Genomic DNA, 25,263 nt, shown 5'->3' on the forward strand with positions numbered 1-25,263 from the left:
ACTAATTTTGCGGCAAAGATAAAAGTTATTATTAAAATAAAAAATCAAAGATGAGCAAAGAATTTGTTGACGTTCTTGTAATCGGAGCCGGACCATCCGGATGCGTATCTTCTTCGTACTTAAAGAACAATAACGTCAGCGTAAAAGTTGTCGAAAAGACAAAGTTCCCAAGACTGGTAGTTGGTGAAAGCTTAATCCCAAGGGTAATGGACCACTTTGACGAGGCAGGGCTTTTCCCTGCACTGGATAAAATGGGCTTTGAAAAAAAACTGGGTGCCCGTTTTCTTCGTGGCGATGAAGTCTGCATTTTTGATTTCAGTAATAAATTCGGAGAAGGCTGGGATTGGACCTGGCAGGTTCCGAGAGCTGATTTTGATAATACTCTTGCTCAGGAAGTTATCAACAAAGGGGTTGATCTTGAATTTGAAACGGAAGTTATTGATATCAAATTTGAAGGAACAGACTCTATCACAACCGTAAAAACGAAAGATGGAGAAACGAAAGAGATCCATGCAAAGTTCGTGATTGATTCAAGTGGGTACGGAAGGGTTCTACCCCGTCTTCTAGATCTTGAAAAGCCTTCAAAATTATCTCCACACTCTGCTATCTTTTCTCATGTAAATGATATTAACAGAGAACCTGGTGAGGAAGGAACTTTAATTTCTTTTGATATTATTGAAACCGAAGTATGGCTTTGGGTAATTCCTTTTTCTAACGGAAATACGAGTTTAGGGATTGTAGGCCCAACTGAATATATTGATAAATTATCCGAAAACGGAGATACTGCTGAAGCTTTAAGAAAAGCAATTTCTCTTTCAGATTATTATGTAAAACGTTTTGGTGATGTGGAGTTTCTTTTTGAGCCAAGGCATCTTAAAGATTATTCATGTTCTGTAAAAAGTCTTTTCGGAGACGGATTTGCCTTAACCGGTAACGCTTCAGAATTCCTTGATCCTGTTTTTTCTTCAGGAATGGCTTTCGCTACAGAATCAGGAATGGTTGCTGCTAAACTGGCATTAAGACAGCTAAATGGTGAGAAAATTAACTGGCAAACGGAATACTCCGATTATATTTTATATGGAGTAGATGTCTTCACCACGTATGTAAAAGAGTGGTATACCGGAAATCTTCAGGAATTATTCTTCCACCAACCGGAAAACCCGGATGTAAAGAAAAAGATATGTGCTGTATTGGCCGGATATGTCTGGAACAAAGACAATCCTTTTGTGAAAAAGCATGATACGGTAATTAAGAATCTTGCCAACCTCATCAAATTGGAGAAAGAACAAACTCAAGAATAAAAAAGCGGTCTGAAAATTCAGACCGCTTTTATTTTTTTATTTCAAGTTTCTTTTGATTTGCCTTGATAAAACTTTTCCTATAGATTCATAAGCGGCAGCAAGCCTTCCATATTCCATAACAGTTACATCCATACCGGAAAATCTATCGTATTTGTTAAGCTCCACGGTAGCCAAAACTACTGAAGGGTTGTTTGTTTCTACCAATTCTATATTTCCACTCATTTGCGTAGGCATTGCAATTAATCCGGCATGCCAACCTGGAAATACCCATTTTGTATTCAGTATCAATGTATATTTTGCAGAACCATCTTTTTTAAACATTTCCTTTTTTCCGGAAGCATTCAACCCTTTTATAAGGCGGTCTGCATAATTTTCCTTTTTATATTTCTCCCATTCTCCAATCCACTCATTCCAGGCAGCTTCTCCCTTTTTAGGATTATCCATCACTTGCTTCTTTCTGTTCTCAAGATATTGGGCTTCCGTAATATTCTCCTTCATGAACAATACATTTTCAAACTTTACCTCCACATTCACATCCGTCTGATCCCTTAATACTTCGAAATCTCCTGAAACAAGTTTCATCTTTTCCTGCCCGAAAACTGTCGTCATCATCACCATGAAGACTAACAATAATAATTTTCTCATAATTTATTTACTAGTTTTTTTATTTAGGTGGACAAAGATATTATAAAAGCGAGTTTTATTTACTCTTAATTTTTAATTTCATCTTAAATCAATAAAAGCAATTGGTTTCCTGCTATTTGGATTAAAAACGGTTTTAGACAGAATATCAAAATCGATGATTTCAATTTTAGGGCTTACTCTTAATTTTGCACGGAAGTGATCTCTCACTTCATTTACAAAGTTTTCATTTTCCTGGCCTGTGCTTAATTTGATGATAATTTCATCCAGTCCGATCTCATTCGCCTGAATCACGATCTGGTAACACAGAATATTATTAAAATCATTCAGAATATCGTTCATAGCAGGTGGATACAGCGTTGTTCCTTTATATTTGATCATCTGCTGTTTTCTTCCGATTACAGGTCCTAGCCTCATTGTATTTCTTCCACACTGACATGGTTCGTAATGGGCTTTTACAATATCTCCGGTTTTAAACCTCAGCAAAGGAATAGCTTCTACTCCCAAAGTTGTAATCGTAAGTTCTCCACTCTCCCCTTTTTTACAATATTTCCTTCATCATCAAGAATTTCTGTGATGATCAGCTCAGGGTGGTGATGTCCTCCAATCTGGTATTCACACTCTGTAAAAGCTGTACTCATTTCTGTAGAAGCATACGTGGAAAAGAGCTTGATATTCCACTTTTCTTTGATCTTCTGTGAAAGAATATTATCTGTAAAATCCTGATTTTTGATGCTTTCCCCAATGCATACTGCTCCATAAACACTGGAATTTTTATAATCCAGACCATGTTTTTCAGCATAATCAATCATTTTCAACAAAAATGAAGGTACGGTAATCAGGTATTTGGGTTTGTATCTGAAAATAGAATCCCATTGCAACTCAGGTATTCCAGGTCCCATTCTGACAACACTTGCACCCATTTTTCTTAATCCAAGAAAATAGGCAAGCCCAGCCATAAAACGTTTATCGATTGTAGTAATCATTTGTACCACATCTCCTTTTTGGATTCCTGCACAGGCAAAAGATATGGCTTCATTGTAGGCCAGTCTTTCAAGATCTCCATCAGACAAACCAAAAGTTACCGGATCTCCCAAGGTTCCAGAAGTAGTACTGTAATCTACAATCTTATCTGGAGTAATACAGAAAAATCATGATTATACTGCTGCAGATCATTCTTTGTAGTCACAGGAATCTTCTGCAGATCTTCTAATCTGCTGATCTCTTCTACATTGATATTATTTTCTTTAAACAGTCTCTGATAAAAAGGCGAATTTCCTTCAAGATAAGCCAGAAGTTCCTGAAGTTTTTCTTCCTGAAATGCCTTTATTTCCTGAGTACTGGATTTTTCGATGAACGGATGAAATTCCAATGATTATAATTTTTTAAAGGACAAATGTATTTAAAATTAAAGGATTGAAACAGTAAAAATCAAAAGATTATTCACAACAATCATTTACCTCTGAAATGTAAAATTCTGTGTATTCGTATTGCCTGCACTATTAATGGTGGTCACTTTTAAAGTGTGAGAACCCGAACCTGTTGGACATTTTTCGTCAAAAACATGCACAAAATCATTTTTCACACGGCCAAATCTCAGCCATTTACCATCTAATTCTGCTCTGAATAAAACAATATCCCCTACTTTTGTGCTTCCTTTTAATCGTAATGAGCTTCCGCTTACAACAGCTCCATCTTTCCATCCAGAAGAAACTGATGGTAAACTGTTATCTAATATCAACTCTGTAGTCCCTAATCTGTTGAATTGAGCTTCAGCCTGATCTCCATTCCATTTTGCTTTAACAGCGTCTTTATCACTTCCGTAATTAAATAAAACTACTACTCTATCTTTTTCTTCCTTGGAAAGTTTTCTATTAGGCTTAATTTTTACAGTATAATAATCCTGCACCGGAAGATAGGGATTCTGTAAAACAATAGTATTGGAAACAGCATTACCATCACTACTGCTTTTTTCATACATATTGAAGTTCACAGCATCATATAATGCATTTTTACTGAAATTGATTTCTGCATTTTCAGTAGTCATTGTTTTTCCTTCATTCGGTAAAATTGTTTTTCCAGAAGATGTAATTCCGCTTCCTGTATTACTCAACTGAACTTTAGTGGTTAATCGACTTGTATTTCCTTTTACATCTTTTAAAACAATTTCAATATTGTGAATATTCTCATCCTGAAGATTGATAATTCCTGACAGATTGGGCTCACTATAATTTTGCAATTTCATTCCTGGCAATGTAGACAAATGTTGAACTCCCACTTTGTCCCTGATAAACTTGGTATAATCTATACAGCCGTTCAGATAGCGGGTATCGTCATAACTCACTCTATCAATGCTAAAGCCATAGATAAGTTTTCCATCAATCAATATTTCAGCTTTATAAATTCCAAGATTGAACCCCTGATTGGCTTTATCTACAGCTTTAATTCCAAAGCTGATCAACGGAGAATTCACTCTTACAACATCGGCTGTGTAAGCATTTCCTACTTTTTTAACAGCAATTCCATTGGCTCCAGGTTCATAAGTACTGAATCTACGGTCATACCAATACAACCCACTGATAATTGGAGCTACAGAATCAGGAATATTAAATCCAAACAGTAACGGGTTAAGACATTCTTCTGTTTTGGTATCTCTTATTTCAAAATGTAAGTGTGGGCCAGCCGAGCCTCCGGTATTTCCGCTCAAAGCAATGAGCTGACCTTTGGTAACCGGAAACTGTCCCGGTTGAAATGTGATATCCTGTTCCCATTTTTCATCCTTGTACTGCTTCTCCTTTACATATTCATCAAGCTTATCAAAATATTTATTCAAATGGGCATAAACGGTAGTAAAACCATTCGGATGGGTGATGTAAACTGCATTTCCGAAACCATAACGTTCCACTTTTATTCTGCTTACATAACCATCTGCTGCAGCCAATACTGATAAGTTTTCCTGGCTGTTCGTCCTCAGATCCAATCCCATGTGAAAATGATTGGTTCTAACTGCTCCAAAATTGGCTGCCAGCTGCATGGGAATATTCAGCGGGTTACGGAAATAGTTTTGTGGATAGTTATTTTGAGCTTGAGTGATGATTGTAGTGATTAAACAAATGGCAACCATCAGTTTTGGGAAAATTTTCATACAGCATTTGGGTTTAGTTCTACTTAAATATACGAGATTTCAAGCAATGATCGTGCTATTGTGCTTTAACAGATTTTATTTTTCCCACAGATGGCACGGATTTTCACAGATAATGATGGATCAATCTGCGAGAGGTAATAATTTAAATTTTGGATAAAGCCATGATTTTATTTATTTTTCAGGCTTTTAAACATATTTAAACCAGTACACCCAATAAATTATGTTAACTGAACAAGAAGTGATAGAAATTGCAGCTCATTATGTAAAAAAAAGAAGCACAAAATATGATCTTGTCATTTTAGATAATGAGGCCATTAAAAAACCTTATGGGATGATATTTTTCTACAATACAAGGAAATTTAATGAAACAAGAAATCCTGATGACAATACTTTATTAGGGAATGCACCTTTCTTAGTTGAGTATAAGACAGGAAAAATTATAGTATTCGGAACCAGTAGATCTGATGAATACTATATTGAGGAATACGAAGCAGGAAGATGGCCCAATATGCCACTACTTAGCGACTTTGAATAAATTACAACTACCTTCGGGGAGATTATTTTTCTTCTCAACTCACACAAAAAAGCTAAATTAAATCTACTATTTTTCCTTTCGTTATTCGCATTTCATCCCTCTTTTCATTTATATTTCTGAAATTGAAGTTTTTAATAGAAATTACCTACAGAAAACATATCTTATAAACCGACAAAATTTAGTAAATTTGCAGACTTAATTTATCAACGAATATTGAGATATTTACAATGAGCCAATTTAAAGAATACAAAAACCTCAACCTTATTGACGTAGCAGAGAATGTAGCGGAATTTTGGAAACAAAATAAAACTTTCAATAAGAGTGTTGAGATTCGTCAGGGAAATCCTGAGTTTGTTTTTTATGAAGGTCCGCCTTCAGCAAACGGTATGCCTGGAATTCACCACGTAATGGCAAGAGCATTGAAGGATATTTTCTGCCGTTACCAGACTCAAAACGGAAAGCAGGTTTTCCGTAAAGCTGGCTGGGATACGCATGGTCTTCCTGTGGAACTGGGTGTAGAGAAAGAATTAGGAATTACAAAAGAAGATATTGGTAAAAAAATCTCTATTGAAGATTATAATAAAGCTTGTCGTGAAGCAGTAATGCGTTATACCGATGTATGGAATAACCTTACAGAGAAAATCGGATATTGGGTAGATCTTGATGATCCGTACATTACGTACAAGTCAAAATATATGGAAACTGTTTGGTGGTTGTTAAAGCAATTATATGACAAAAGCTTGTTGTATAAAGGATATACAATCCAACCTTACTCTCCAAAAGCAGGAACAGGACTTTCTTCTCACGAATTGAACCAGCCTGGAACGTATCGTGATGTTTCAGATACTACGGTTGTCGCTCAGTTTAAAGTGAAAAAAGATTCATCTGCTTTATTCAACGATGTTGACGGAGATGTACATATCCTTGCCTGGACAACAACTCCTTGGACGTTGCCTTCCAACACAGCTCTTACAGTAGGTAGAGATATTGAGTATGTTACTGTTAAAACATTCAACCAATATACATTTGAGCCGGTAACAGTAGTATTATCCAGCGTTCTTTTACCTAAAGTATTCGGTAAGAAATATGCTGAAGGTACAGATGAGGATTTTGCGAACTATACTCCGGAAACTAAAGTAATTCCTTTCAGAATTTTAAAAGAATTCACTGGAGAAAAACTTGTTGATACAAGATACGAGCAATTAGTTCCTTGGTTTACGCCAAATGACAATCCTGAAAATGCTTTCAGAGTAATCTTAGGTGATTTCGTAACGACTGAGGATGGTACAGGTATCGTACACACAGCTCCTACTTTTGGTGCTGATGATGCGAGAGTTGCTAAAATGGCTCAGCCTGAGATCCCGCCAATGTTGGTAAAGGATGATAATGACAATCTTGTTCCATTGGTAGATTTACAGGGTAAATTTATCCAGGGTGAGAATGTTCCTGAAGTATTTTCAGGAAAATATATCAAAAACGAATATTACGATGAAGGAACTGCTCCTGAGAAATCTTGGGACGTAGAATTAGCGATCTTACTGAAAACAGAGAACAAAGCCTTCAAAGTAGAGAAATATGTTCACTCCTATCCACACTGTTGGAGAACTGACAAACCTGTACTATACTATCCGTTGGATTCATGGTTTGTGAAGATGACTGCTGTAAAAGACAGATTGGTTAATCTGAACAAAGAAATCAACTGGAAACCTAAAGCTACCGGAGAAGGACGTTTTGCCAACTGGTTGGAAAATGTAAACGATTGGAACTTATCCCGTTCAAGATACTGGGGGATTCCGTTACCAATCTGGAGAACAGATGACCTGAAAGAAGAAAAGATCATCGGTTCTGTAGAAGAGCTTTACAATGAAATTGAAAAATCAATTGCTGCAGGATTCATGACAGAAAATCCATTTAAAGGTTTTGTGATTGGAAATATGTCTGAATCAAACTATGAATTGGTTGATCTTCACAAAAATGTAGTAGATAAAGTAGTATTGGTTTCCGATTCAGGAAAAGCAATGAAGCGTGAAAGCGACTTGATCGACGTTTGGTTCGATTCAGGTTCTATGCCGTATGCTCAATTGCACTATCCTTTCGAGAATAAGGAAATGATCGACAACAATAAAGCTTTCCCTGCTGACTTCATTGCAGAGGGTGTTGACCAGACTCGTGGATGGTTCTATACACTTCATGCAATCGGAACTGCTGTTTTTGACTCTGTTGCTTATAAAAATGTAATGAGTAACGGTCTTGTTCTGGATAAAAACGGACAAAAGATGTCAAAACGTTTAGGAAATGCTGTAGATCCGTTTGAAACGCTTTCTGTTTACGGACCGGATGCAACGCGTTGGTATATGATCTCGAATGCAAACCCTTGGGAGAACCTGAAGTTTGACATTGAAGGAATTGATGAGGTAAGAAGAAAATTCTTCGGAACTCTTTACAATACGTATTCATTCTTCTCATTGTATGCGAATGTTGACGGATTCAATTATTCAGAAAAAGAAGTGGAAAATCGTCCTGAAATCGACAGATGGATCCTTTCTGAGCTGAACTTATTGATCAAAGAAGTAAAAGCATTCTACGAAGATTACGAACCAACAAGAGTAGCTAGAGCAATCAGCACATTTGTGAATGATAACTTGAGTAACTGGTACGTAAGATTGTGTAGAAGACGTTTCTGGAAAGGAGATTATTCTGATGATAAGATATCTGCTTACCAGACTTTATATACTTGTCTTGAAGTAGTGGCTAAATTATCTGCTCCTATCGCTCCATTCTTTATGGATCAGTTATATCAGGATTTAAATAAAGTAACAGGAAAAGAAAACTGTGAATCTGTACACTTAACAGACTTCCCGGTTGCAGATGAGAGCTTAATTGATCAGGATCTAGTTGAAAAAACTCACTTAGCTCAGAACATTACAAGTATGGTGTTCTCTCTAAGAAAGAAAGAGAATGTAAAAGTTCGTCAGCCATTACAAAAAGTATTGGTTCCTGTATTAGATTCTAAAACAGAAGAGCAGATTCTTGCTGTTGCAGACCTTATCAAGCAGGAAGTAAACGTAAAAGAATTACAGTTAATTAATGCTGAAGAAGCATCACACTTAATTGTAAAACAAATAAAACCCAACTTCAAAGCTCTTGGACCTAAATTAGGAAAAGACATGAAGGTAGTTGGTGCTGAGATTGCTAATCTTACCACAGAACAGATTGCCGCTCTTGAAAAAGCAGGAAAACTGGACGTTCAAGGTTATGAGATCACGCTTGATGACGTGGAAATCTCTACTAAAGACATCCCTGGATGGACTGTCACTTCCGATGGTAAAACAACTGTGGCATTAGATTTGACGTTAACCGATGAATTAAAATCTGAAGGTATTGCAAGGGAATTCATCAACAGAATTCAGAACCTTAGAAAAGAGAAAGATTTCGAACTTACAGACAGAATTAATATCTCCGTTGAAGAGAACTCACCATTCCTTGAAGATATTAAGAAAAATGAGGAATATATTTCATCTGAGGTCTTGTCAAATAAAATAGAAATTGTATCTTCACTTTCAAATTTTAACGAAATCGAAATAGATGAGGTTAATTTTAAGATAAATATCGAAAAAAATTAACATGTAGTTATTGTATTTCAAATTCCATTTCATAATTTTATTAAAAAAGAGAAAGAATATGTCAGACGAAAGAGTTAGATACAGCGATGCTGATTTACAGGAATTTAGAGCGATCATAAAAGAAAAAATAGAAAAGGCGGAGAAAGATCTTCAGCTAATCAGAGAAAGTTTCATCAATGACCAGAATAATGGGACGGATGATACTTCACCAACATTCAAAGCATTTGAGGAAGGTGCAGAAACTTTGAGCAAAGAGCAGAACTCTATTCTTGCAGGAAGACAGGAAAAATTCGTCCGTGATCTGAAAAATGCTTTAATCAGAATCGAAAACAAGACTTACGGTGTTTGTAGAGTAACAGGGAAATTAATTCCAAAGGAAAGACTTTTAGCCGTTCCTCATGCTACCTTAAGCATCGAAGCGAAAAACATGCAAAAATAGCCGTAAGGTTTGTAAAATAATATTGGGTTTATATTGTATCTGTGGATACTTTATAAACCTAATTTTTAATGTATACCCATGAGCGAAGTATTCATTTTAATCATCATTGTGGCAGCAGTGCTTGCTTTTTTCAACAGAGAATGGATCAAAAACAGATTCTTTCCTCAAAAGCACACCAACTACACCATTGATGATCAATTTAATTCTGATAAACGCGATCGGGAGAAAGAAATAGACAGATTGTTGAGTAAGATGGGCAAAAACGGAGTCAACGATCTATCTGCAAAAGATAGGAAAAGACTCGACGAATTGTCCAAAATGTAAAAAATAAATACTAAGAAATGGAATCAATCATAGTACATCCAAAAAATGCAATGGAACTTAGCGCACTGAAAGGTGTTTTGAAAGAAATGAACATTAAATTTGAGAAAGCTCATGTGAAAAGTTCATACAACGGACAAAAAGTAATCAAGAAGGCAAGCGATAATAAGAATGTAAAACCAGCTGCAAAACCTTCAAAACCTAAAGGACAGTAATGAAAAAGATCTTAGCTATCACATTTTTGGTATTATTGATAGACCAGGCTTCAAAAATTTACATTAAAACCCATTTTGAACTGAATGAGAGCGTTCCTGTTATAGAGGGTTTCTTTAATAAAACCTTTGTTGAAAACCCGGGAATGGCTTATGGATTTCATTTTGGCGGAATTATCGGAAAATATTTCCTTGTTATTCTAAGGATTTTCCTGATTGGAGGAATGGTTTACATGTTTAAAAAATGGTTGAAAGAAGGAGCTTCCAATTATCTTTTAGTTCCAATGGCCATCATCTTTGCAGGAGCTATCGGAAACCTTATTGACGGAATGTTCTACGGAATGATCTTCGACAGCGGAACAGTTTATGATGCCAGCACCGACCGATGGATTGGTTATGGCGGAGTTTCCAAATTTGTTCCTTTTGGACAGGGTTATTCTACTTTTATGAAAGGATGTGTTGTAGATATGCTTCACTTCCCGGTAGTAGACTGGTACGTTCCGGATAGCTGGCCAATCATTGGTGGAAAACATATTGAATTCTTTAAATATATTTTCAATGTTGCCGATTCAGCGATTACTGTAGGAGCTGCTTTCTTATTAATCTTCAGAAAAAAAGCTTTCCCTAACGGACTTGAATTCTAACAGATGTATTTCGAATGAGAAAAACAATCAAAAATATTTTTAAATTTTTCCTGCTTCTTCTGGTTGCAGGAATTATTTTTATTGCCTGGGCAAACTACAGCATTAAAAAAGAGAGTGCCGCTTCTGTATCTTACAATATTACTGATGTACCGGCAGCAAAAACAGCCTTACTGCTGGGAACCGGAAAAACCTTAAGCAACGGAATGCCGAACGCCTATTTCTACAACAGAATCAAGGCAGCTACCGATCTGTACAAAAGCAGAAAGGTTCAATACATCATCGTAAGTGGCGATAACAGCAGCAAAGATTATAATGAACCGGAAGATATGCAGTTTGCGCTGGTTCAGCAAGGTATTCCACAGGATAAGATCATTCTGGATCATGCAGGTTTCCGAACTTTGGATTCAGTGGTGAGGGCTAAGGATATTTTCGGACAAACTAAACTGACTATCATTTCTCAAAAGTTCCACAATGAAAGAGCGGTCTTCCTTGCTCAGAAAAACGGGATACAGGCCTTTGGGTATAATGCGGAAGATGTGAATAAATATGCAGGGTTAAAGACTAATTTAAGAGAGTATCTGGCAAAGGCTAAAGTATATTGGGATTTGATTTTAGGAGTGGAGCCTAAATTTGGCGGGGAAAAGATTATTATTCCTTAATTTTTTAACCACGGATTTCACAGATTTACACAGATGATTATGGATAAAAATCTGTGAAATCTGCAAGAATATATATTTAGGTTTAGGCTAAAGCCAATGGAATTGTTTTATATTGTAAGGCGGGCTAAAGCCCACCTCTATTGATACAGCTAAGCATATATTGAAATTGAAGGTATAATCTTTTATTCTTTTTCATTCATTATTCGCATTAAACCTCGTAAATTTGCAATTCATTAATTTTTAAATATAAATTTTAAACAAATGTCAAGAATTCTTACCGGCATTCAAGCCACCGGAACACCCCATCTTGGAAATTTATTAGGGGCTATTATTCCTGCGATCGAACTTTCTAAGCAGGAAGGAAACGAATCATTTCTATTTATTGCGAATCTTCATACGCTTACCCAGATTAAAGATGCGCAGACTTTAAGACAGAATACCTACGAGATTGCTGCGGCTTGGCTTGCTTGTGGATTAGATACCGAAAAAACATTTTTCTACAGACAAAGTGATATCGCTGAAACCTGTGAACTATCTTGGCATTTATCATGTTTTTTCCCTTATCAAAGATTAACATTAGCCCATTCATTTAAGGATAAAGCAGACAGACTTCAGGACGTAAATGCTGGTCTGTTTACCTACCCTATTTTGATGGCTGCTGATATTCTATTATATGATGCAGAGATTGTTCCTGTAGGAAAAGATCAGCTTCAGCATTTGGAAATTGCAAGAGATGTAGCCTCAAGGTTTAACAACCAGATGGGTGAAGTTTTTGTATTGCCACAATCTGAACTTCAGGAAGACACCAAATATGTTCCGGGAACAGATGGTCGTAAAATGTCTAAATCAATGGGAAATATCATCAATATTTTCTTACCTGAAAAAGAATTGAAGAAACAGGTAATGAGCATTGAATCTGACTCTAAGTCTTTGGAAGAGCCTAAAGATCCTTCAACTGATAAAACATTCCAGATTTATGAGCTTATTGCTACTCCAGAACAGACTGAGGAGCTAAGAGCAAAATATCTGGCAGGTAACTTCGGATATGGTCATGCGAAAAAAGAGCTTTTAGATCTTATCTTGGCTCGTTTTGAAAAAGAAAGAGAGGTCTTTACTTATTATATGACTCACCTTGACGAACTGGAAGCTAAACTTCAGGAAGGTGCAGCGAAAACAAGACCTGTTGCTATGGAAACGCTTAAAAGAGTAAGAACAAGCTTAGGATATTAATTCTAAACTTCAGATATAAGATAATCGGCTGCCTCAGGATTGAGGCAGCCGATTATTTTTTATGATATTTTATTTTTGGTAAGGATGAAATAATGCATTTGATCTTCAAACTCATACGTAATATCCCAACCAGGATATTGTTTGATAATCGTTTTAATAATGGATAACCCTAAACCTGTAGAGGTATGATCGGAACCCTGTTTATAAAAACGGTTAAAAATTCTCGACTTATCCAATGGAATCTGTGCTCCACTGTTTTGAAAGATAATCCTGTTGTTCTCAATAAAAATATTCAGAGTTCCTTCTTCATTATTGTATTTAACGGCATTTTTAAGCAGATTAGACAGAAGAATATCTGCTAAATCCTGGTTAAAATCTGCTTTGAATATTCCCTTTTCGATAATATTAACTTCTACATTTTTAAAGGCAATAAAATCTTCATAATTCTGTACAAGCTTATTCACCATCGCATTGAAATCAACATCCGAAATTGCATTAAACTGGCTGTTCTCAATCTTGGAAAGCATAAGCAGAGATTTATTCAGTCCTACCATTCTTCTCAGATCATTTTTAACTTCAGTGAGAAAGGTTAGGTTCTTTTTATCAAGATTCTCATTCTGAATCAGAAGATCTATTTTGTTAATAACAATGGCCAACGGTGTCTGAAGCTCATGAGAAGCATTTTCAATAAACTGTTTCTGCTGATAGAAAACAAGCTCATTACGGTCAATCATCTCATTAATTTCTACATCCAACTCTTCAAATTCTTTGATGGAATAGTTTTGATCCGCCTGGGAAAAGGGAATTCCAAACTGGTATTTCTTCAATTTATCCAGAATCTGGTAGAATGGCCTCATAGCTTTATTCAGTAGATAACCGTTAACAGCAACAATACTTACCACCAAAAGAATATAAAGAACAATTAAAGCTGTTGTAAGGTCATAAATCAGCTCATCTTCCTCTACTGTTGATGTTCTGATGACAAGCCGCTGATGATTTTTATACTGATCGATAAAATCTGCTTCCAAAACACGGTAAGGCTGGTCTTTATCATCGTACTCCATATAATACATCTTATTATAGAGCCTGCTTTTGTTTTGATATTCTGCAGCTTTGATCGGCATGATCTTAAATTCATTGAATCCAAAATCATTATTCTTTAAAAGTTGTGGATTAAGATACACCGCTTTAATAATCTGTATCTTTCTATCTTTTAATCCATCATCCACATTATCGTGTACTTCATCCAGAATATAAGCATAAAACAACCCTGCCCAAACCGCAATAATCAGCAGCAGGATCATGATAAGATATTTTATCGTGTAATATTTTAGAGAAACCTTCATCAGACGAATTTATATCCTATTCCGTAAACAGCCTGAAAATCTGCTTCTGCATGAAGTGTTTTCAGTTTTTTACGAAGATTTTTAATTTGTGAATAAATAAAATCAAGACTGTCTGCCTGATCTATATAATCTCCCCAGATAGCTTCTGCAAGAGTCGTTTTCTGCAATGTTTTTTCCGGATGAATAACGAAGTAATACAAAAGATCATATTCTTTTCGGTTAAGAATCAATTCTTCGTTTCCTATCTTAACATTTCTGTTCTCCGGATCAATGCTTATATTTTTATACCTGATGATATTCTCACCATCCTGGTTTTTCCTTCGTATCACAGATCTTATTCTCGCCATCAGCTCAGCAAGGTGGAATGGCTTTGCCAGATAATCATCAGCTCCTATTTCAAGCCCTGTTACCTTATCATCCACTGAATCTTTGGCAGAAAGGATGATTACAGGGTCTTTTTTATGCATTTTTTTAATTTCCCTCAAAAGATCTATTCCATTTCCATCTGGTAACATAATATCCAGAAGAATACAGTCATATTCATAGGAAATAATCTTTTCCAGTCCGGAGCTGTAATGGTCTGCATATTCTACGATGAACTGTTCTGCTTCCAGAAATTTCTGTACAGTATCCCTTAGGTCCGGTTCATCTTCTACTATTAAAATCTTCATAGGCTCTGCTGCTTGGATAACTTAATCAAATATATAAAATTACAGAGGAATAATAAGGAGAAAGTCCGGAAACTAAGGTTTGGTTAATACCCAAAAAGGGTTAGAATAAGAACCATTTGATAGATTACACAAAGTATATCAATAATGTAAACATACCCTTTGTTTCCTTCTCTCCAACTTTCTTTCATGAGTCATTAATTCGTTTTTACATAGCGCCCATCTGCATCAAAGATCAAGCACAAGCCATTCATCAGATGAATTTTATAAGCATTATATTTTTTTTCAATAGAATCAATCACACTGCACGGATGGTTTCTGGTCATAAAAGACACCATACTTTTTCTGATCTTAGCGGAAGAAGTTTTTCTTCCATCATTGTTTATTAAACTCCAGTTTACCATAATCCTAAAATTTTATTGTTAATCTTAAACCAGCCTAGTCATCAATTTTTTTAAAATTCCCGTTTCGGTCGAATTCCAGTTCCAATCCGTTAGAAAGTTCTGCTTTATAAGACCATCTTTTCTTTTCGATCTTAACGATATGAGTATTCGGGAAGTTTCTGCTGCTATAGTTTTTAATGGAAGCAGGAATAAAACCGTAAGGAATCTTCTGATGATTACCATCTACTTCTTTCCAGTTTCCATTACTGTTAAACTCCATTTTCATTCCGTTGTTCATATAGACTTTATATTCATCAACTCCATAGATTTCTCTGTCTTCAATAGCTGACGATACCGGAATCCCTTTAAAATGGCCTGCAAGAAAAGTTTTAGCTGTCTTAGGTAATTGGTTTGGACTAATTGCTCTGTCCTGTGCTGAAACCAGACCACCCATCAATAAGAAGATTAAAATAAATACGCCTGTGATTTTCTTTACATTTTTCATAATATTCAATTTTTCTGTCATTATTATGAGGCAAAGTTCCAAATCAAATTAGGAAAGATTTGGGAAAAACTTAATTTGTAAAAAATAATGAGGTAAATACAGACTGTTGATAGTGTTGTGGTATTTTATAATTAACCACAGATTTCACAGATTGATGCAGATGTTTGAAAACAAAGAAAACCTTTTATCAATCATAAAAAAGTAAACCATTAAGGTAGAGATAAGATATTAAGAGAATTAAGAGTCGTTCTGTTGAGATTGCTTCGCCTTCAGCTCGCAATGACAGTGGACTCAATCGTCTTAATAGCTACAATAGCCTTAATGGTTTAATAAAATACTTTCAAAGCCTTATTTCAGCTTTAATACTATAGAAGATTATAGGTATTCTTTAATCTGCTGAAGATGGGTAATAGACTTTAATCCTGCTTCTTTTTTGTCTTCCTTGTAAACATCAAAGAAGATGGCATCCATTCCAAAATCTCTTCCTCCCAAAGCATCAGCGATCCAGTCATCCCCAATCATGATACTTTCTTCTTTCTTTGCTTCGGAAAGTCCAAGGGAATATTCAAAAATCTTAGGATTTGGTTTTCTCACTCCTACCGCATCTGCGCTGGTAATGGTTTTAAAGTAAGGAGCAATTCCGGATAGGGTACATTTTCTTTCTGTTACTTCCTTAAAGCCATTGGAAATAATATGAAGGGTATAATTCTTCGACTTCAGATATTCAAGAACATCTTCCGCCCCTTCCACCAATTCATTATGACTGACAATATTATCAAGGAAATTCTCTTCAAAATAAAGGGAAAGTTCTCTATTGTCTACACCAAAGTGCATGAAGGAGTCATAAAAACGGTGTTCTCTCAAATACTCTTTGCCTATAATCCCATCTCTGATTTTTTCCCATAATTCTTCATTGATATCATGGTAAACTGCATGAAACTCTTCAAAGTCAATATTGTACTTCGAATTAATTTCCTGTTTTTCGAAAAGTTCTTTGATAGTTAGATAGGCATTTCTGCGATGATCCCAGAGCGTATTGTCCAGGTCAAAAAAAACGTGCTGCATTTTCATACAGCACAAAGTTAATAATTTTAATTTTTTGTAATAGGATAATTCTTGCTCTTGCTTTTCACAATTTCAAGGCTTTTAGAAAAATTGAGCAAAAAATCGATGGTTTGTTTTTTAGGTTTCAAAGTTTTCACTTTTAAGGAGTCATTTTTTTTCATAAGCGTACTATGTTTTCCTTAAAAACGTGAAATTTTACAAAATATTATCTATCTGGTTAATATTATGTTATTTTCTTCCATGATTTTTCTCAGGTTGATTAACGCGTATCTTACTCTGCCTAATGTGGTATTAATACTCATATCGGTATGATCTGCGATTTCTTTAAAACTAAGTCCGTCAAAAAATCTTAATTTAATTACTTCCTGCTGATTCAGGGGAAGAAATTGTAGCATTTTCAACAGGTCTTCCTGAATCTGATTGGTAACCAACTGATCTTCAATATTCTCAGAAGGCTCTCTGATCAGGTCAAAAATTGAATATTCATCTGTTTCAAAAGTAGTTTCCGAAACTTTGATATTCTTCGCTTTTGATCTGAAATGATCGATGATAAGGTTGTGTGAGATTCTTTTGGCCCAAAGGATAAATTTACCCTCTTCGTTGTAACGGCCTTCTTTTAGCATCACAATGATTTTCATGAATGTGTCCTGAAAAATATCATTGGCTAAATCTTCATCATTAATTTTGTAAAAAATGAATGTAAACAGTTCTCTCTGATGGCGATGAATAAGGGTTGATAATGCGCCCTCGTCACCTTTCTGGTAAAGTGAAATTAGTAAACTATCCGATTTTGATTTCATAACTCTTCTCAATATAATATTTGCAGCCCAGCTATCGCCCAGATAAATTATCCGGTTTTTGCTGTATATACAAAACAGTTCTTCAGAGTAGAGTCTCGTCGATAGGTGGTACAATTATATTATGGCGTAAATATAATAATTTTTTAATAACTGTTAAGCAATTATTAAATTTTCGCTACAAAAATTTAAAAAAATCACTTAAACATATCATGAATGAATACAGTAGGGATATTTAATGTAAAATTAATATTTAACCCTTTCATTTCTTTCCCGTTTAATCGGGTATCTCCAATAGGGAAAGCATAGCCTCCGGTAAGATCCAGCATCCCGAATAAGGTAACTCCAATTTTTGGAGCAATATATTTATTGGTTCCTTCCGCTCCTACTAAAAAGTAATACGAGTGGTAAAAGTCCACATTTTTTTGAAAATTAAGTAAAACATCTGCCTGCAACTTCGGCATAATAGCAAATTTTGAGTCTGCTACCCCCATTAAGGCAGAACCACCCAATCTGTAAATTACGTCATCATTTTTAAGAAAAAGCAACTTCCCACCTACTTCTCCAAAGCTTTGATTCTGATAGGTATATCCTATACTAATCATTTTATGCATGGTATACTGAGCTTTCACTAATGTACTCAGCAAAAACAGGGATAGAATGGCAACTGCAGTCCGAAAATTCATCATCTCTCAATTTATTAAGGTGTAAAATTAAAAAAAACTGCCTTACCGGAAGGTAAAGCAGTTCATAATATTTCAGTTTAGAGAAAAAATTAAATACCGAAAGCGGCTTTAATTTCGTCTACTTTGTCTAGTTTTTCCCAAGTAAAGAACTCAAGACCTTCCAACGTAAGCTCATTTTTATGACCTTTGTTGAATGTTTTATCAGCTACATAGTGCTCTTTACCCATGTGTCCGTAAGAAGCAGTTTCCTGATAGATAGGGTTTCTTAATTTTAAGTTCTGCTCAATAGCATAAGGTCTTAAATCAAAGATTTGAGAAACTTTTTTAGCAATATCTCCATCATGAAGATCCACTTTAGCAGTTCCGTAAGTATTGATGTATAAACCACAAGGCTCAGCTACTCCAATTGCGTAAGAAACTTGTACTAAAACTTCGTCAGCAACACCAGCAGCTACAAGGTTTTTAGCGATGTGTCTCGTTGCATAGGCAGCACTTCTGTCTACTTTAGATGGATCTTTTCCAGAGAAAGCACCACCACCGTGAGCTCCTTTCCCTCCGTAAGTATCAACGATGATTTTTCTACCTGTAAGACCAGTATCTCCGTGAGGACCACCGATTACAAATTTACCTGTAGGGTTGATGTGATATTTGATCTGATCGTTGAATAACGCTTTGATCTCCTCAGTCTGCTGAGCAACTACTCTAGGAACAAGGATATTCTTGATATCTTCACGGATCTTGTTCAGCATCTCTTCTTCTGTTCCGAAGTCATCATGCTGAGTAGAAACTACGATAGAATCAATTCTGATAGGCTTATGATCGTCAGAATACTCAATAGTTACCTGGCTTTTTGCATCAGGACGTAAGTAAGCAATCTCTTTATTTTCTCTTCTGATCGCAGAAAGTTCTTTAAGAATTGTATGGGCTAAATCCAAAGCAAGAGGCATATAGTTAGCCGTTTCGTTAGTAGCATACCCAAACATCATTCCCTGGTCACCTGCACCCTGAGCGTTTGCTTTAGCTTCAAATGACTCATCATTTACCGCTCTGTCAACACCCTGGTTGATATCCGGAGACTGTTCGTGGATCGCAGAGATTACTCCACAAGAATCTCCGTTGAACATATATTCACCTTTTGTATACCCAATTCCGTTGATTACTTCTCTTGCAATCGTCTGAACATCAAGGTAAGCATCAGACTTTACTTCTCCTGCCAAAACCACCTGTCCGGTAGTTACAAGAGTTTCACATGCTACTTTTGAACTTTTATCGTATGCTAAGAAATGATCGATTAATGCATCGGAAATTTGGTCGGCAATTTTATCCGGATGTCCTTCTGAAACTGATTCAGATGTAAATAAATAAGACATATTATTCTTTGTTTTTTAGATTAAAAAATAGCTATGAAGAAAAATAAGAATAACAATTGCCCAGAAAAAAGAATACTGTTTTAGCATTTTTTTATAGAGGTTGCAATCAGGTCAAATTTTTCCTCGTTAATAAACGTCAGCAAATTTAAGCACTATTTTCGTAATACTCAAAATTTTTGTTTACTAATTATAATTTTCTTTAAATTAATGATTTATATCATTGTAAAGCCCCTTAATTACTGAGGCTTTATGCTTACAAACTCTTTCGGACTTTCGTGGTAATTCAACTTAAGTTCCAAAGAGTTTTTGATAGAATGTGATAATTCATCAATAATCTTTTGCTTGAAAGTCGGTTTATAGTAAATGATACTGATCTCTCTGTAAGGGAAAGGCTTCTTGAATCTGAAAACATTCTGCTTCTGCTCTTCAGAAAGTTGACTTAAGGCCAATTCCGGAAGGATACTGATTCCCCCTACTTTATCTACCATGTGTACCAAAGTCTGAATATTGGAAGCTAAGAAATCTAAGTTTTTAGGTTTCAAAGTATTTTCTTTCAGATGACAGATATTTTCAAACTGATTTCTCAAACAGTTACCTTCTTCAAGCAACCATACCTTTTCTACATTCAGTTCTTCAGGAATAATGTAAGAATTCTTTTTGTTTGCTTCTGTATTAGAGCTGTAGATCATTAACTCTTCATTGAATAAGAAATCCTGGTAAAACTCATCCGCAGTATCATAAGGAGTAGAGATAATTCCCGCATCCAGTTCTCCTGCTTTCAGAGCTTTAATAATATTATCCGTTGTCATTTCCTTTACATTCATCTGAATCTTCGGATTCGCTTCAAGGAATTTAAAGATTTCAGTAGGTAAAATAAAGGATGAAACAGTAGGAATAATTCCAAGGTTAATAGTTCCTCCTAAAATGTTGTTCAACAGGTTGGCTTTGTTCTTCAGCTCATTGACAGATTCTATAATCACCTTCGCCTGATCGATGATCTGAAGACCAACATCTGTGGTACGGATCGGGTGTGTAGTTCTGTCGAAAACCTTCACATCCAATTCATCCTCAAATTTCTGTATCATGGCACTTAAGGTTGGCTGGGTAATGAAGCACGCCTGAGCTGCTTTACCAAAATGTTTATACTTATCAACAGCGATAAGATACTCCAGTTGCTGAATGTTCATTTGATTAATATTATCTATTACAAAGATATAACGTTTTTGTTATTAGCAATTAAAAATTCAAGTAAATTTGATAATTAGTACCTTTACACTTCGATTTAGAAAAGGACAAGAACAATTATTCAAATCATCAATATATGGATTCTAAAAAATTAACGTTAAGCAACGGCGCACCTTATTTTGAGCATCAGGATTCCCAGACGGTAGGACCAAGAGGCCCGGTATTGCTGCAAGACTTTGTCCTTCAGGAAAATCTTGCACATTTCGTTAGGGAAAGAATTCCTGAAAGAATTGTACACGCCAAAGGAAGCGGAGCGTACGGAACTTTTACCGTAACCCATGACATCAGCCAGTACACCAAGGCTAAATTATTTTCAAAAGTAGGCAACTCATGCAGAATGTTTGCCCGTTTCTCCACAGTAGGTGGCGAAAAAGGAAGTGCAGATACCGCAAGAGATCCTAGAGGATTTGCATTAAAATTTTATACTGAAGATGGAAACTGGGATCTTGTAGGAAATAATACTCCGGTATTCTTTATTAAAGATGCTAAAAAATTCCCGGATTTTATTCATACCCAAAAAAGACTTCCAAGAACCAATTTAAAAAGCGCCACTATGATGTGGGATTTCTGGAGCTTAAATCCGGAATCACTTCATCAGGTTCTTATATTAATGTCAGACAGAGGAACTCCTTATGGCTACAGACACATGCATGGCTTCGGGTCTCATACTTTCTCTATGATTAACGATAAGAATGAAAGAGTATGGGTGAAATTTCATTTCAAAACAAAGCAAGGAGTTAAAAACTTCACAGATGAAGAGGCTGTAAAGATGGCAGGAGAAAATCCTGATTTTGCACAGGAAGATCTTTGCAACGCTATTGAAAATGGAGATTTCCCAAAATGGACCATGTATATTCAGGTCATGACTGAAGAGCAGGCAAAAGATTTCAGATGGAATCCTTTTGATGTAACAAAGGTTTGGTTCCATGATGATTTCCCATTGATTGAAGTAGGAGAAATGGAACTGAATGAAGTTCCTGTCAACTATTTTGCACATGTAGAGCAATCTACATTCTCACCAAGCAGTCTTATCAACGGAATCAGTTTTTCGCCGGATAAAATGCTTCAGGGAAGATTATTCTCTTACCCGGACGCTCACCGATACAGAGTGGGTGTAAATGCTCACCAATTAGAAGTGAACAGATGTCCTTTTGCTGTTAATAATTATCAGAGAGACGGGTATATGGCAGATTCAAGCCAATATCAGGATAAACCAAATTACTATCCTAATAGTTTTGATGATGTCAAACCGGATGTTTCTTATAAAAACTATGAGTATGAATTAGATAGCGCTCATGTTGCCAATTATAACAGAAATGACAACGACAGTGATCATTACACGCAACCTGGTCTTCTTTATTCCAAAGCTATGAATGCTGAAGACAGAAACAACCTGATCCAAAATATCATAGGAAGTATGAAAGGAATTACCGGGCCTAAAAGAGAGGAAATTATCAACAGGCAATTATGTCACTTTTTCCGCGCTAACATTGAGCTTGGCATGAAAGTGGCATCACAACTAAACATCAATATTGATGCAAATATGATGAATCACTCCAAATAATCATATTGAACAATAAATCAAAAAAAAGGAAAAAAAAATAATATTTTTTCCTTTTTTTTGTAAAAAATTCATAATTTGCGAAGGATGATATTTTAAAGTGGAAAAATGAGTTACGAAAATATATTATTAAAAAGGAAGATAAATTAATCTATCATTACCATAAACAGACCTGAAAGTCTGAATGCATTAAATGCAAAGACCATTCAGGAGATCAGTACAGCATTGGATGAGCTTGGTTCCGATACTTCTTGTCGAGTAATTATCCTTACAGGAAGTGGAGAAAAGTCCTTTGTAGCTGGAGCTGACATCAAGGAATTCAGTGACTTCGGACAGGAAAAAGCTGAAGAACTTGCAAGAAACGGACAGAACACTTTGTTCAACAAAATTGAAAATATGTCTAAACCTGTCATTGCAGCCGTAAACGGTTTTGCATTGGGGGGAGGTTTAGAGCTTGCTATGGCATGCCACATCAGATATGCATCGGAAAACGCCAGATTAGGGCTTCCTGAAGTAACACTGGGATTAATTCCAGGATACGGAGGAACTCAAAGGCTTCCAAAGCTTGTAGGAAAAGGTATTGCCAACGAAATGATCTTCTCTGCCAAAATGGTCCCTGCTCAAAAAGCAAAAGAGATCGGGCTGGTAAATGAAGTATACCCTATTGAAGAATTATTAACCAAAACGAAAGAATTAGCGAACACTATTGCCCATAATTCACCAATGGCAATATCAAAGGCTATAAACGCCGTTAATTTATCTGACACGGAGAAAGGTTTTGAAACTGAAATTAAATATTTCGGTGAGCTTTTCGAAATGGAAGACAAGAAAGAAGGAGTAACTGCTTTCCTGGAGAAAAGAAAGCCGAACTTCTAATCTTTCAAAAGATTTTAATCCAAATTATTTCGAAAAAACTAATGCTGCGGTATGAATAAGTTTGATAAAGCTTATCTAAAAATGGCCCAGGAATGGGCAAAACTCTCCTACTGTAAGAGAAAACAGGTAGGAGCTCTTATCGTAAAAGATAGGATGATTATTTCAGATGGTTACAACGGGACTCCTATGGGATTCGAAAACTGCTGTGAAGATGGAGAGGGAAAAACGCACTGGTATGTATTGCATGCGGAAGCCAACGCTATATTAAAGCTGGCCGCCTCTACACAATCTGCAAAAGGAGCAACGTTATATTTAACCTTGTCACCCTGTAAGGAATGCAGTAAGCTGATCCTTCAGGCAGGTATTACAAGACTGGTGTATATTAATGAGTATTCGGATGACGATGGGATATCGTTTTTGAGAGGCCACAACATTGAAATAGAACAAATATCGGACTGTGAACTAAAAAAATAAGCACAAATGACTTGGGATGAAAAGATCAAAGATTTTGAAATATTTCTTCGTTTCGAAAGAAATTTTTCAGACAATACGCTCGACGCCTATGTTCGGGACATTAAGAAACTAAAAGATTACGCAGAAGAAGATCTGGCAAACGTCGGTCCAGATTCTATCGGTTACGAAAACCTGCAGGAATACATTTTCAATCTTTCTAAACAGAAATTCAGTGAGAGATCACAGGCAAGATGGATATCTTCCATTAAGGCCTTCTTTAAATTTCTACTGGAAGATGAATATCGTGAAGACAACCCTGCTGCGTTACTTGAAGGTCCTAAATTGGGACTGTATCTGCCGGACACGCTCAGCCTGCCGGATATTAATAAAATCATTGCTGCCATTGAGGTTAATACAGATCTCGGAAAAAGAAACCAATGTATCATAGAGGTACTTTACGGTTGCGGACTCCGTGTGTCTGAACTTATTGACCTTAAAATCTCCAATATCAACTTCAAGGAGCAATATATTAAGGTACTCGGAAAGGGAAATAAAACCCGTTTTGTACCTTTGGCAGACTACACTGCTGAACTTCTGGAAAGTTATATCAAAGAGGTACGTTCTAAAGGAAAAATTAATAAGAAATATGAAGATACCCTGTTTTTAAACAGCCGTGGAACTTCCATGTCAAGAGTTATCGTATTCCTTATTATTAAAGAACTTACGGATAAGGCAGGAGTAAACAAGAAAATCTCTCCTCACACCTTCAGACATTCTTTTGCAACGCATTTGCTGCAGAATGGAGCAGATCTCCGTTATATTCAGGAAATGTTGGGACACTCCAGCATTACTACAACAGAGATCTATACTCATCTGAAGACGGAAGAGCTAAGGGATGTCATCTTAAGCTATCACCCGAGAAATATTAATATTGCTCAGGGAAGCTAAAGTTTGATATACCTTTGAAAAACAATTAAAGAAGAATGAAAGTATTGAAATATTGCCCAAGCTGTGGCAAAGAGACTTTACATTGGGATAATGAAAAGAAATGGAGTTGTCCTGAATGTGGTTTCACACTGTACAATAATGTAGCAGGCGCAGTAGCCGTTGTTATAAGATGTGGTGACGAAATTTACCTTACCAGAAGAAACAGAGATCCTAAAAAAGGAAAACTGGATCTGGCCGGTGGTTTTGTTGACCCTAAAGAAAGTGCAGAAGAAACCTGTAAAAGGGAACTTTTTGAAGAACTTCAGCTTGATATTGATATTTCTAACCTGAAATACCTTACCAGTCTTCCGAACATCTATCAGTATAAAGAAATTGATTACAATACCATTGATCTCTTTTATGAATATAATGTTTCGGAGAAGTTTGAGGTAAATCTTGAGCTTTCGGAAATCTCTGAAGCGATATGGATCCCTTTACAGGAGCTAAGCCTTGATGAGATTGCTTTTGATTCTCAAAAGAGATTTTTCGAGAGTTATCTGAAGAAATAATTTTTGTAATATAGGCTCTCGCAGATTTCTGCGGGAGTTTTTTTATGATAGAAAACAATTT

General features: G+C 35.9%; 25 protein-coding genes and 1 pseudogene. 14 read left to right on the forward strand and 12 right to left on the reverse strand.

Going from position 1 to position 25,263, the window contains the following annotated elements:
* Positions 1-50 precede the first annotated feature (50 nt).
* On the forward strand, positions 51-1,301 hold the full coding sequence (locus BOQ64_RS15350) for an NAD(P)/FAD-dependent oxidoreductase (RefSeq protein WP_129059332.1): 1,251 nt from the start codon (positions 51-53) through the stop codon (positions 1,299-1,301).
* 36 nt (positions 1,302-1,337) lie between these two features.
* Here BOQ64_RS15350 and BOQ64_RS15355 read toward each other — a convergent pair whose 3' ends face one another.
* The 3 genes and pseudogenes from BOQ64_RS15355 to BOQ64_RS24750 form a co-directional block, all read right to left on the reverse strand.
* Complete coding sequence (locus BOQ64_RS15355) at positions 1,338-1,946, reverse strand: hypothetical protein (RefSeq protein ID WP_129059333.1); 609 nt, start codon at positions 1,944-1,946, stop codon at positions 1,338-1,340.
* A 78-nt stretch (positions 1,947-2,024) separates the two neighbouring features.
* Positions 2,025-3,315, reverse strand: a pseudogene (locus tag BOQ64_RS15360) (phenylacetate--CoA ligase family protein).
* 84 nt (positions 3,316-3,399) lie between these two features.
* On the reverse strand, positions 3,400-5,088 hold the full coding sequence (locus tag BOQ64_RS24750) for a M23 family metallopeptidase (protein WP_129059334.1): 1,689 nt from the start codon (positions 5,086-5,088) through the stop codon (positions 3,400-3,402).
* A 220-nt stretch (positions 5,089-5,308) separates the two neighbouring features.
* Between BOQ64_RS24750 and BOQ64_RS15370 the strand changes: the two genes are divergently transcribed.
* From BOQ64_RS15370 to trpS, 8 genes are all read left to right on the forward strand, one after another.
* Positions 5,309-5,623: a hypothetical protein gene (locus tag BOQ64_RS15370; protein WP_129059335.1), complete on the forward strand. Its 315-nt coding sequence runs from the start codon at positions 5,309-5,311 to the stop codon at positions 5,621-5,623.
* 227 nt (positions 5,624-5,850) lie between these two features.
* Positions 5,851-9,246: an isoleucine--tRNA ligase gene (gene ileS, locus BOQ64_RS15375; RefSeq protein WP_129059336.1), complete on the forward strand. Its 3,396-nt coding sequence runs from the start codon at positions 5,851-5,853 to the stop codon at positions 9,244-9,246.
* Between the two features lie 58 nt (positions 9,247-9,304).
* On the forward strand, positions 9,305-9,685 hold the full coding sequence (locus BOQ64_RS15380) for a TraR/DksA family transcriptional regulator (protein ID WP_045501318.1): 381 nt from the start codon (positions 9,305-9,307) through the stop codon (positions 9,683-9,685).
* A 78-nt stretch (positions 9,686-9,763) separates the two neighbouring features.
* On the forward strand, positions 9,764-10,009 hold the full coding sequence (locus BOQ64_RS15385) for a DUF6576 domain-containing protein (RefSeq protein ID WP_129059337.1): 246 nt from the start codon (positions 9,764-9,766) through the stop codon (positions 10,007-10,009).
* Positions 10,010-10,026: 17 nt separating this feature from the next.
* Complete coding sequence (locus tag BOQ64_RS15390) at positions 10,027-10,221, forward strand: DUF2683 family protein (protein ID WP_129059338.1); 195 nt, start codon at positions 10,027-10,029, stop codon at positions 10,219-10,221.
* The gene (locus BOQ64_RS15395) at positions 10,221-10,862 is read left to right on the forward strand and encodes a lipoprotein signal peptidase (RefSeq protein WP_129059339.1); all 642 of its coding nucleotides are present in this window, start codon (positions 10,221-10,223) and stop codon (positions 10,860-10,862) included. Before BOQ64_RS15390 ends, BOQ64_RS15395 begins: the two co-directional genes overlap by 1 nt.
* A 14-nt stretch (positions 10,863-10,876) precedes the next feature.
* A complete protein-coding gene (locus BOQ64_RS15400) occupies positions 10,877-11,521 on the forward strand; it encodes a vancomycin high temperature exclusion protein (protein WP_129059340.1) in 645 nt (214 codons plus the stop codon).
* 261 nt (positions 11,522-11,782) lie between these two features.
* A complete protein-coding gene (trpS, locus tag BOQ64_RS15405) occupies positions 11,783-12,751 on the forward strand; it encodes a tryptophan--tRNA ligase (RefSeq protein WP_129059341.1) in 969 nt (322 codons plus the stop codon).
* A 59-nt stretch (positions 12,752-12,810) separates the two neighbouring features.
* Here trpS and BOQ64_RS15410 read toward each other — a convergent pair whose 3' ends face one another.
* The 9 genes from BOQ64_RS15410 to BOQ64_RS15450 form a co-directional block, all read right to left on the reverse strand.
* The gene (locus BOQ64_RS15410; RefSeq protein WP_228448413.1) at positions 12,811-14,055 is read right to left on the reverse strand and encodes a sensor histidine kinase; all 1,245 of its coding nucleotides are present in this window, start codon (positions 14,053-14,055) and stop codon (positions 12,811-12,813) included.
* Positions 14,056-14,096: 41 nt separating this feature from the next.
* A complete protein-coding gene (locus tag BOQ64_RS15415; RefSeq protein ID WP_129059343.1) occupies positions 14,097-14,768 on the reverse strand; it encodes a response regulator transcription factor in 672 nt (223 codons plus the stop codon).
* 194 nt (positions 14,769-14,962) lie between these two features.
* Positions 14,963-15,169 (reverse strand): hypothetical protein, encoded by a 207-nt coding sequence (locus BOQ64_RS15420; RefSeq protein ID WP_129059344.1) that lies wholly within the window; start codon positions 15,167-15,169, stop codon positions 14,963-14,965.
* Between the two features lie 34 nt (positions 15,170-15,203).
* On the reverse strand, positions 15,204-15,653 hold the full coding sequence (locus tag BOQ64_RS15425; RefSeq protein WP_164975817.1) for a PepSY-like domain-containing protein: 450 nt from the start codon (positions 15,651-15,653) through the stop codon (positions 15,204-15,206).
* A gap of 375 nt (positions 15,654-16,028) precedes the next feature.
* Positions 16,029-16,724: a YjjG family noncanonical pyrimidine nucleotidase gene (locus BOQ64_RS15430; RefSeq protein ID WP_129059346.1), complete on the reverse strand. Its 696-nt coding sequence runs from the start codon at positions 16,722-16,724 to the stop codon at positions 16,029-16,031.
* A 203-nt stretch (positions 16,725-16,927) separates the two neighbouring features.
* Positions 16,928-17,518 carry an RNA polymerase sigma factor gene (locus tag BOQ64_RS15435; protein ID WP_129059347.1) on the reverse strand — a complete coding sequence of 197 codons (591 nt, stop codon included), beginning with the start codon at positions 17,516-17,518 and terminating at the stop codon, positions 16,928-16,930.
* A gap of 194 nt (positions 17,519-17,712) precedes the next feature.
* On the reverse strand, positions 17,713-18,204 hold the full coding sequence (locus tag BOQ64_RS15440) for a hypothetical protein (protein WP_129059348.1): 492 nt from the start codon (positions 18,202-18,204) through the stop codon (positions 17,713-17,715).
* Between the two features lie 86 nt (positions 18,205-18,290).
* Positions 18,291-19,571: a methionine adenosyltransferase gene (metK, locus tag BOQ64_RS15445; protein ID WP_129059349.1), complete on the reverse strand. Its 1,281-nt coding sequence runs from the start codon at positions 19,569-19,571 to the stop codon at positions 18,291-18,293.
* Between the two features lie 236 nt (positions 19,572-19,807).
* The gene (locus tag BOQ64_RS15450; RefSeq protein WP_068939227.1) at positions 19,808-20,758 is read right to left on the reverse strand and encodes a LysR substrate-binding domain-containing protein; all 951 of its coding nucleotides are present in this window, start codon (positions 20,756-20,758) and stop codon (positions 19,808-19,810) included.
* 134 nt (positions 20,759-20,892) lie between these two features.
* Here BOQ64_RS15450 and BOQ64_RS15455 point away from each other — a divergent pair, with 134 nt between their 5' ends.
* The 5 genes from BOQ64_RS15455 to BOQ64_RS15475 all read left to right on the forward strand — a co-directional run bounded on the left by BOQ64_RS15455 (position 20,893) and on the right by BOQ64_RS15475 (position 25,202).
* On the forward strand, positions 20,893-22,380 hold the full coding sequence (locus BOQ64_RS15455) for a catalase (RefSeq protein WP_129059350.1): 1,488 nt from the start codon (positions 20,893-20,895) through the stop codon (positions 22,378-22,380).
* A gap of 150 nt (positions 22,381-22,530) precedes the next feature.
* Complete coding sequence (locus tag BOQ64_RS15460; protein WP_228448417.1) at positions 22,531-23,253, forward strand: enoyl-CoA hydratase/isomerase family protein; 723 nt, start codon at positions 22,531-22,533, stop codon at positions 23,251-23,253.
* A 51-nt stretch (positions 23,254-23,304) separates the two neighbouring features.
* Complete coding sequence (locus BOQ64_RS15465) at positions 23,305-23,727, forward strand: deoxycytidylate deaminase (protein WP_129059094.1); 423 nt, start codon at positions 23,305-23,307, stop codon at positions 23,725-23,727.
* 6 nt (positions 23,728-23,733) lie between these two features.
* The gene (gene xerD / locus BOQ64_RS15470) at positions 23,734-24,654 is read left to right on the forward strand and encodes a site-specific tyrosine recombinase XerD (protein ID WP_129059095.1); all 921 of its coding nucleotides are present in this window, start codon (positions 23,734-23,736) and stop codon (positions 24,652-24,654) included.
* Between the two features lie 35 nt (positions 24,655-24,689).
* A complete protein-coding gene (locus BOQ64_RS15475; RefSeq protein ID WP_129059096.1) occupies positions 24,690-25,202 on the forward strand; it encodes an NUDIX hydrolase in 513 nt (170 codons plus the stop codon).
* The last annotated feature ends 61 nt before the right edge of the window (positions 25,203-25,263 follow it).

This window comes from Chryseobacterium sp. CH25, assembly GCF_004119455.1.
Classification (GTDB): Bacteria; Bacteroidota; Bacteroidia; order Flavobacteriales; family Weeksellaceae; genus Chryseobacterium.

Bases quoted from the DNA above. Each gene is read 5' to 3' on its own strand.
- BOQ64_RS15350 (WP_129059332.1), top strand. From the start codon at position 51: ATGAGCAAAGAATTTGTTGACGTTCTTGTAATCGGAGCCGGACCATCC.
- BOQ64_RS15355 (WP_129059333.1), bottom strand. From the start codon at position 1,946: ATGAGAAAATTATTATTGTTAGTCTTCATGGTGATGATGACGACAGTT.
- BOQ64_RS24750 (WP_129059334.1), bottom strand. From the start codon at position 5,088: ATGAAAATTTTCCCAAAACTGATGGTTGCCATTTGTTTAATCACTACA.
- BOQ64_RS15370 (WP_129059335.1), top strand. From the start codon at position 5,309: ATGTTAACTGAACAAGAAGTGATAGAAATTGCAGCTCATTATGTAAAA.
- ileS (WP_129059336.1), top strand. From the start codon at position 5,851: ATGAGCCAATTTAAAGAATACAAAAACCTCAACCTTATTGACGTAGCA.
- BOQ64_RS15380 (WP_045501318.1), top strand. From the start codon at position 9,305: ATGTCAGACGAAAGAGTTAGATACAGCGATGCTGATTTACAGGAATTT.
- BOQ64_RS15385 (WP_129059337.1), top strand. From the start codon at position 9,764: ATGAGCGAAGTATTCATTTTAATCATCATTGTGGCAGCAGTGCTTGCT.
- BOQ64_RS15390 (WP_129059338.1), top strand. From the start codon at position 10,027: ATGGAATCAATCATAGTACATCCAAAAAATGCAATGGAACTTAGCGCA.
- BOQ64_RS15395 (WP_129059339.1), top strand. From the start codon at position 10,221: ATGAAAAAGATCTTAGCTATCACATTTTTGGTATTATTGATAGACCAG.
- BOQ64_RS15400 (WP_129059340.1), top strand. From the start codon at position 10,877: ATGAGAAAAACAATCAAAAATATTTTTAAATTTTTCCTGCTTCTTCTG.
- trpS (WP_129059341.1), top strand. From the start codon at position 11,783: ATGTCAAGAATTCTTACCGGCATTCAAGCCACCGGAACACCCCATCTT.
- BOQ64_RS15410 (WP_228448413.1), bottom strand. From the start codon at position 14,055: ATGATCCTGCTGCTGATTATTGCGGTTTGGGCAGGGTTGTTTTATGCT.
- BOQ64_RS15415 (WP_129059343.1), bottom strand. From the start codon at position 14,768: ATGAAGATTTTAATAGTAGAAGATGAACCGGACCTAAGGGATACTGTA.
- BOQ64_RS15420 (WP_129059344.1), bottom strand. From the start codon at position 15,169: ATGGTAAACTGGAGTTTAATAAACAATGATGGAAGAAAAACTTCTTCC.
- BOQ64_RS15425 (WP_164975817.1), bottom strand. From the start codon at position 15,653: ATGAAAAATGTAAAGAAAATCACAGGCGTATTTATTTTAATCTTCTTA.
- BOQ64_RS15430 (WP_129059346.1), bottom strand. From the start codon at position 16,724: ATGAAAATGCAGCACGTTTTTTTTGACCTGGACAATACGCTCTGGGAT.
- BOQ64_RS15435 (WP_129059347.1), bottom strand. From the start codon at position 17,518: ATGAAATCAAAATCGGATAGTTTACTAATTTCACTTTACCAGAAAGGT.
- BOQ64_RS15440 (WP_129059348.1), bottom strand. From the start codon at position 18,204: ATGATGAATTTTCGGACTGCAGTTGCCATTCTATCCCTGTTTTTGCTG.
- metK (WP_129059349.1), bottom strand. From the start codon at position 19,571: ATGTCTTATTTATTTACATCTGAATCAGTTTCAGAAGGACATCCGGAT.
- BOQ64_RS15450 (WP_068939227.1), bottom strand. From the start codon at position 20,758: ATGAACATTCAGCAACTGGAGTATCTTATCGCTGTTGATAAGTATAAA.
- BOQ64_RS15455 (WP_129059350.1), top strand. From the start codon at position 20,893: ATGGATTCTAAAAAATTAACGTTAAGCAACGGCGCACCTTATTTTGAG.
- BOQ64_RS15465 (WP_129059094.1), top strand. From the start codon at position 23,305: ATGAATAAGTTTGATAAAGCTTATCTAAAAATGGCCCAGGAATGGGCA.
- xerD (WP_129059095.1), top strand. From the start codon at position 23,734: ATGACTTGGGATGAAAAGATCAAAGATTTTGAAATATTTCTTCGTTTC.
- BOQ64_RS15475 (WP_129059096.1), top strand. From the start codon at position 24,690: ATGAAAGTATTGAAATATTGCCCAAGCTGTGGCAAAGAGACTTTACAT.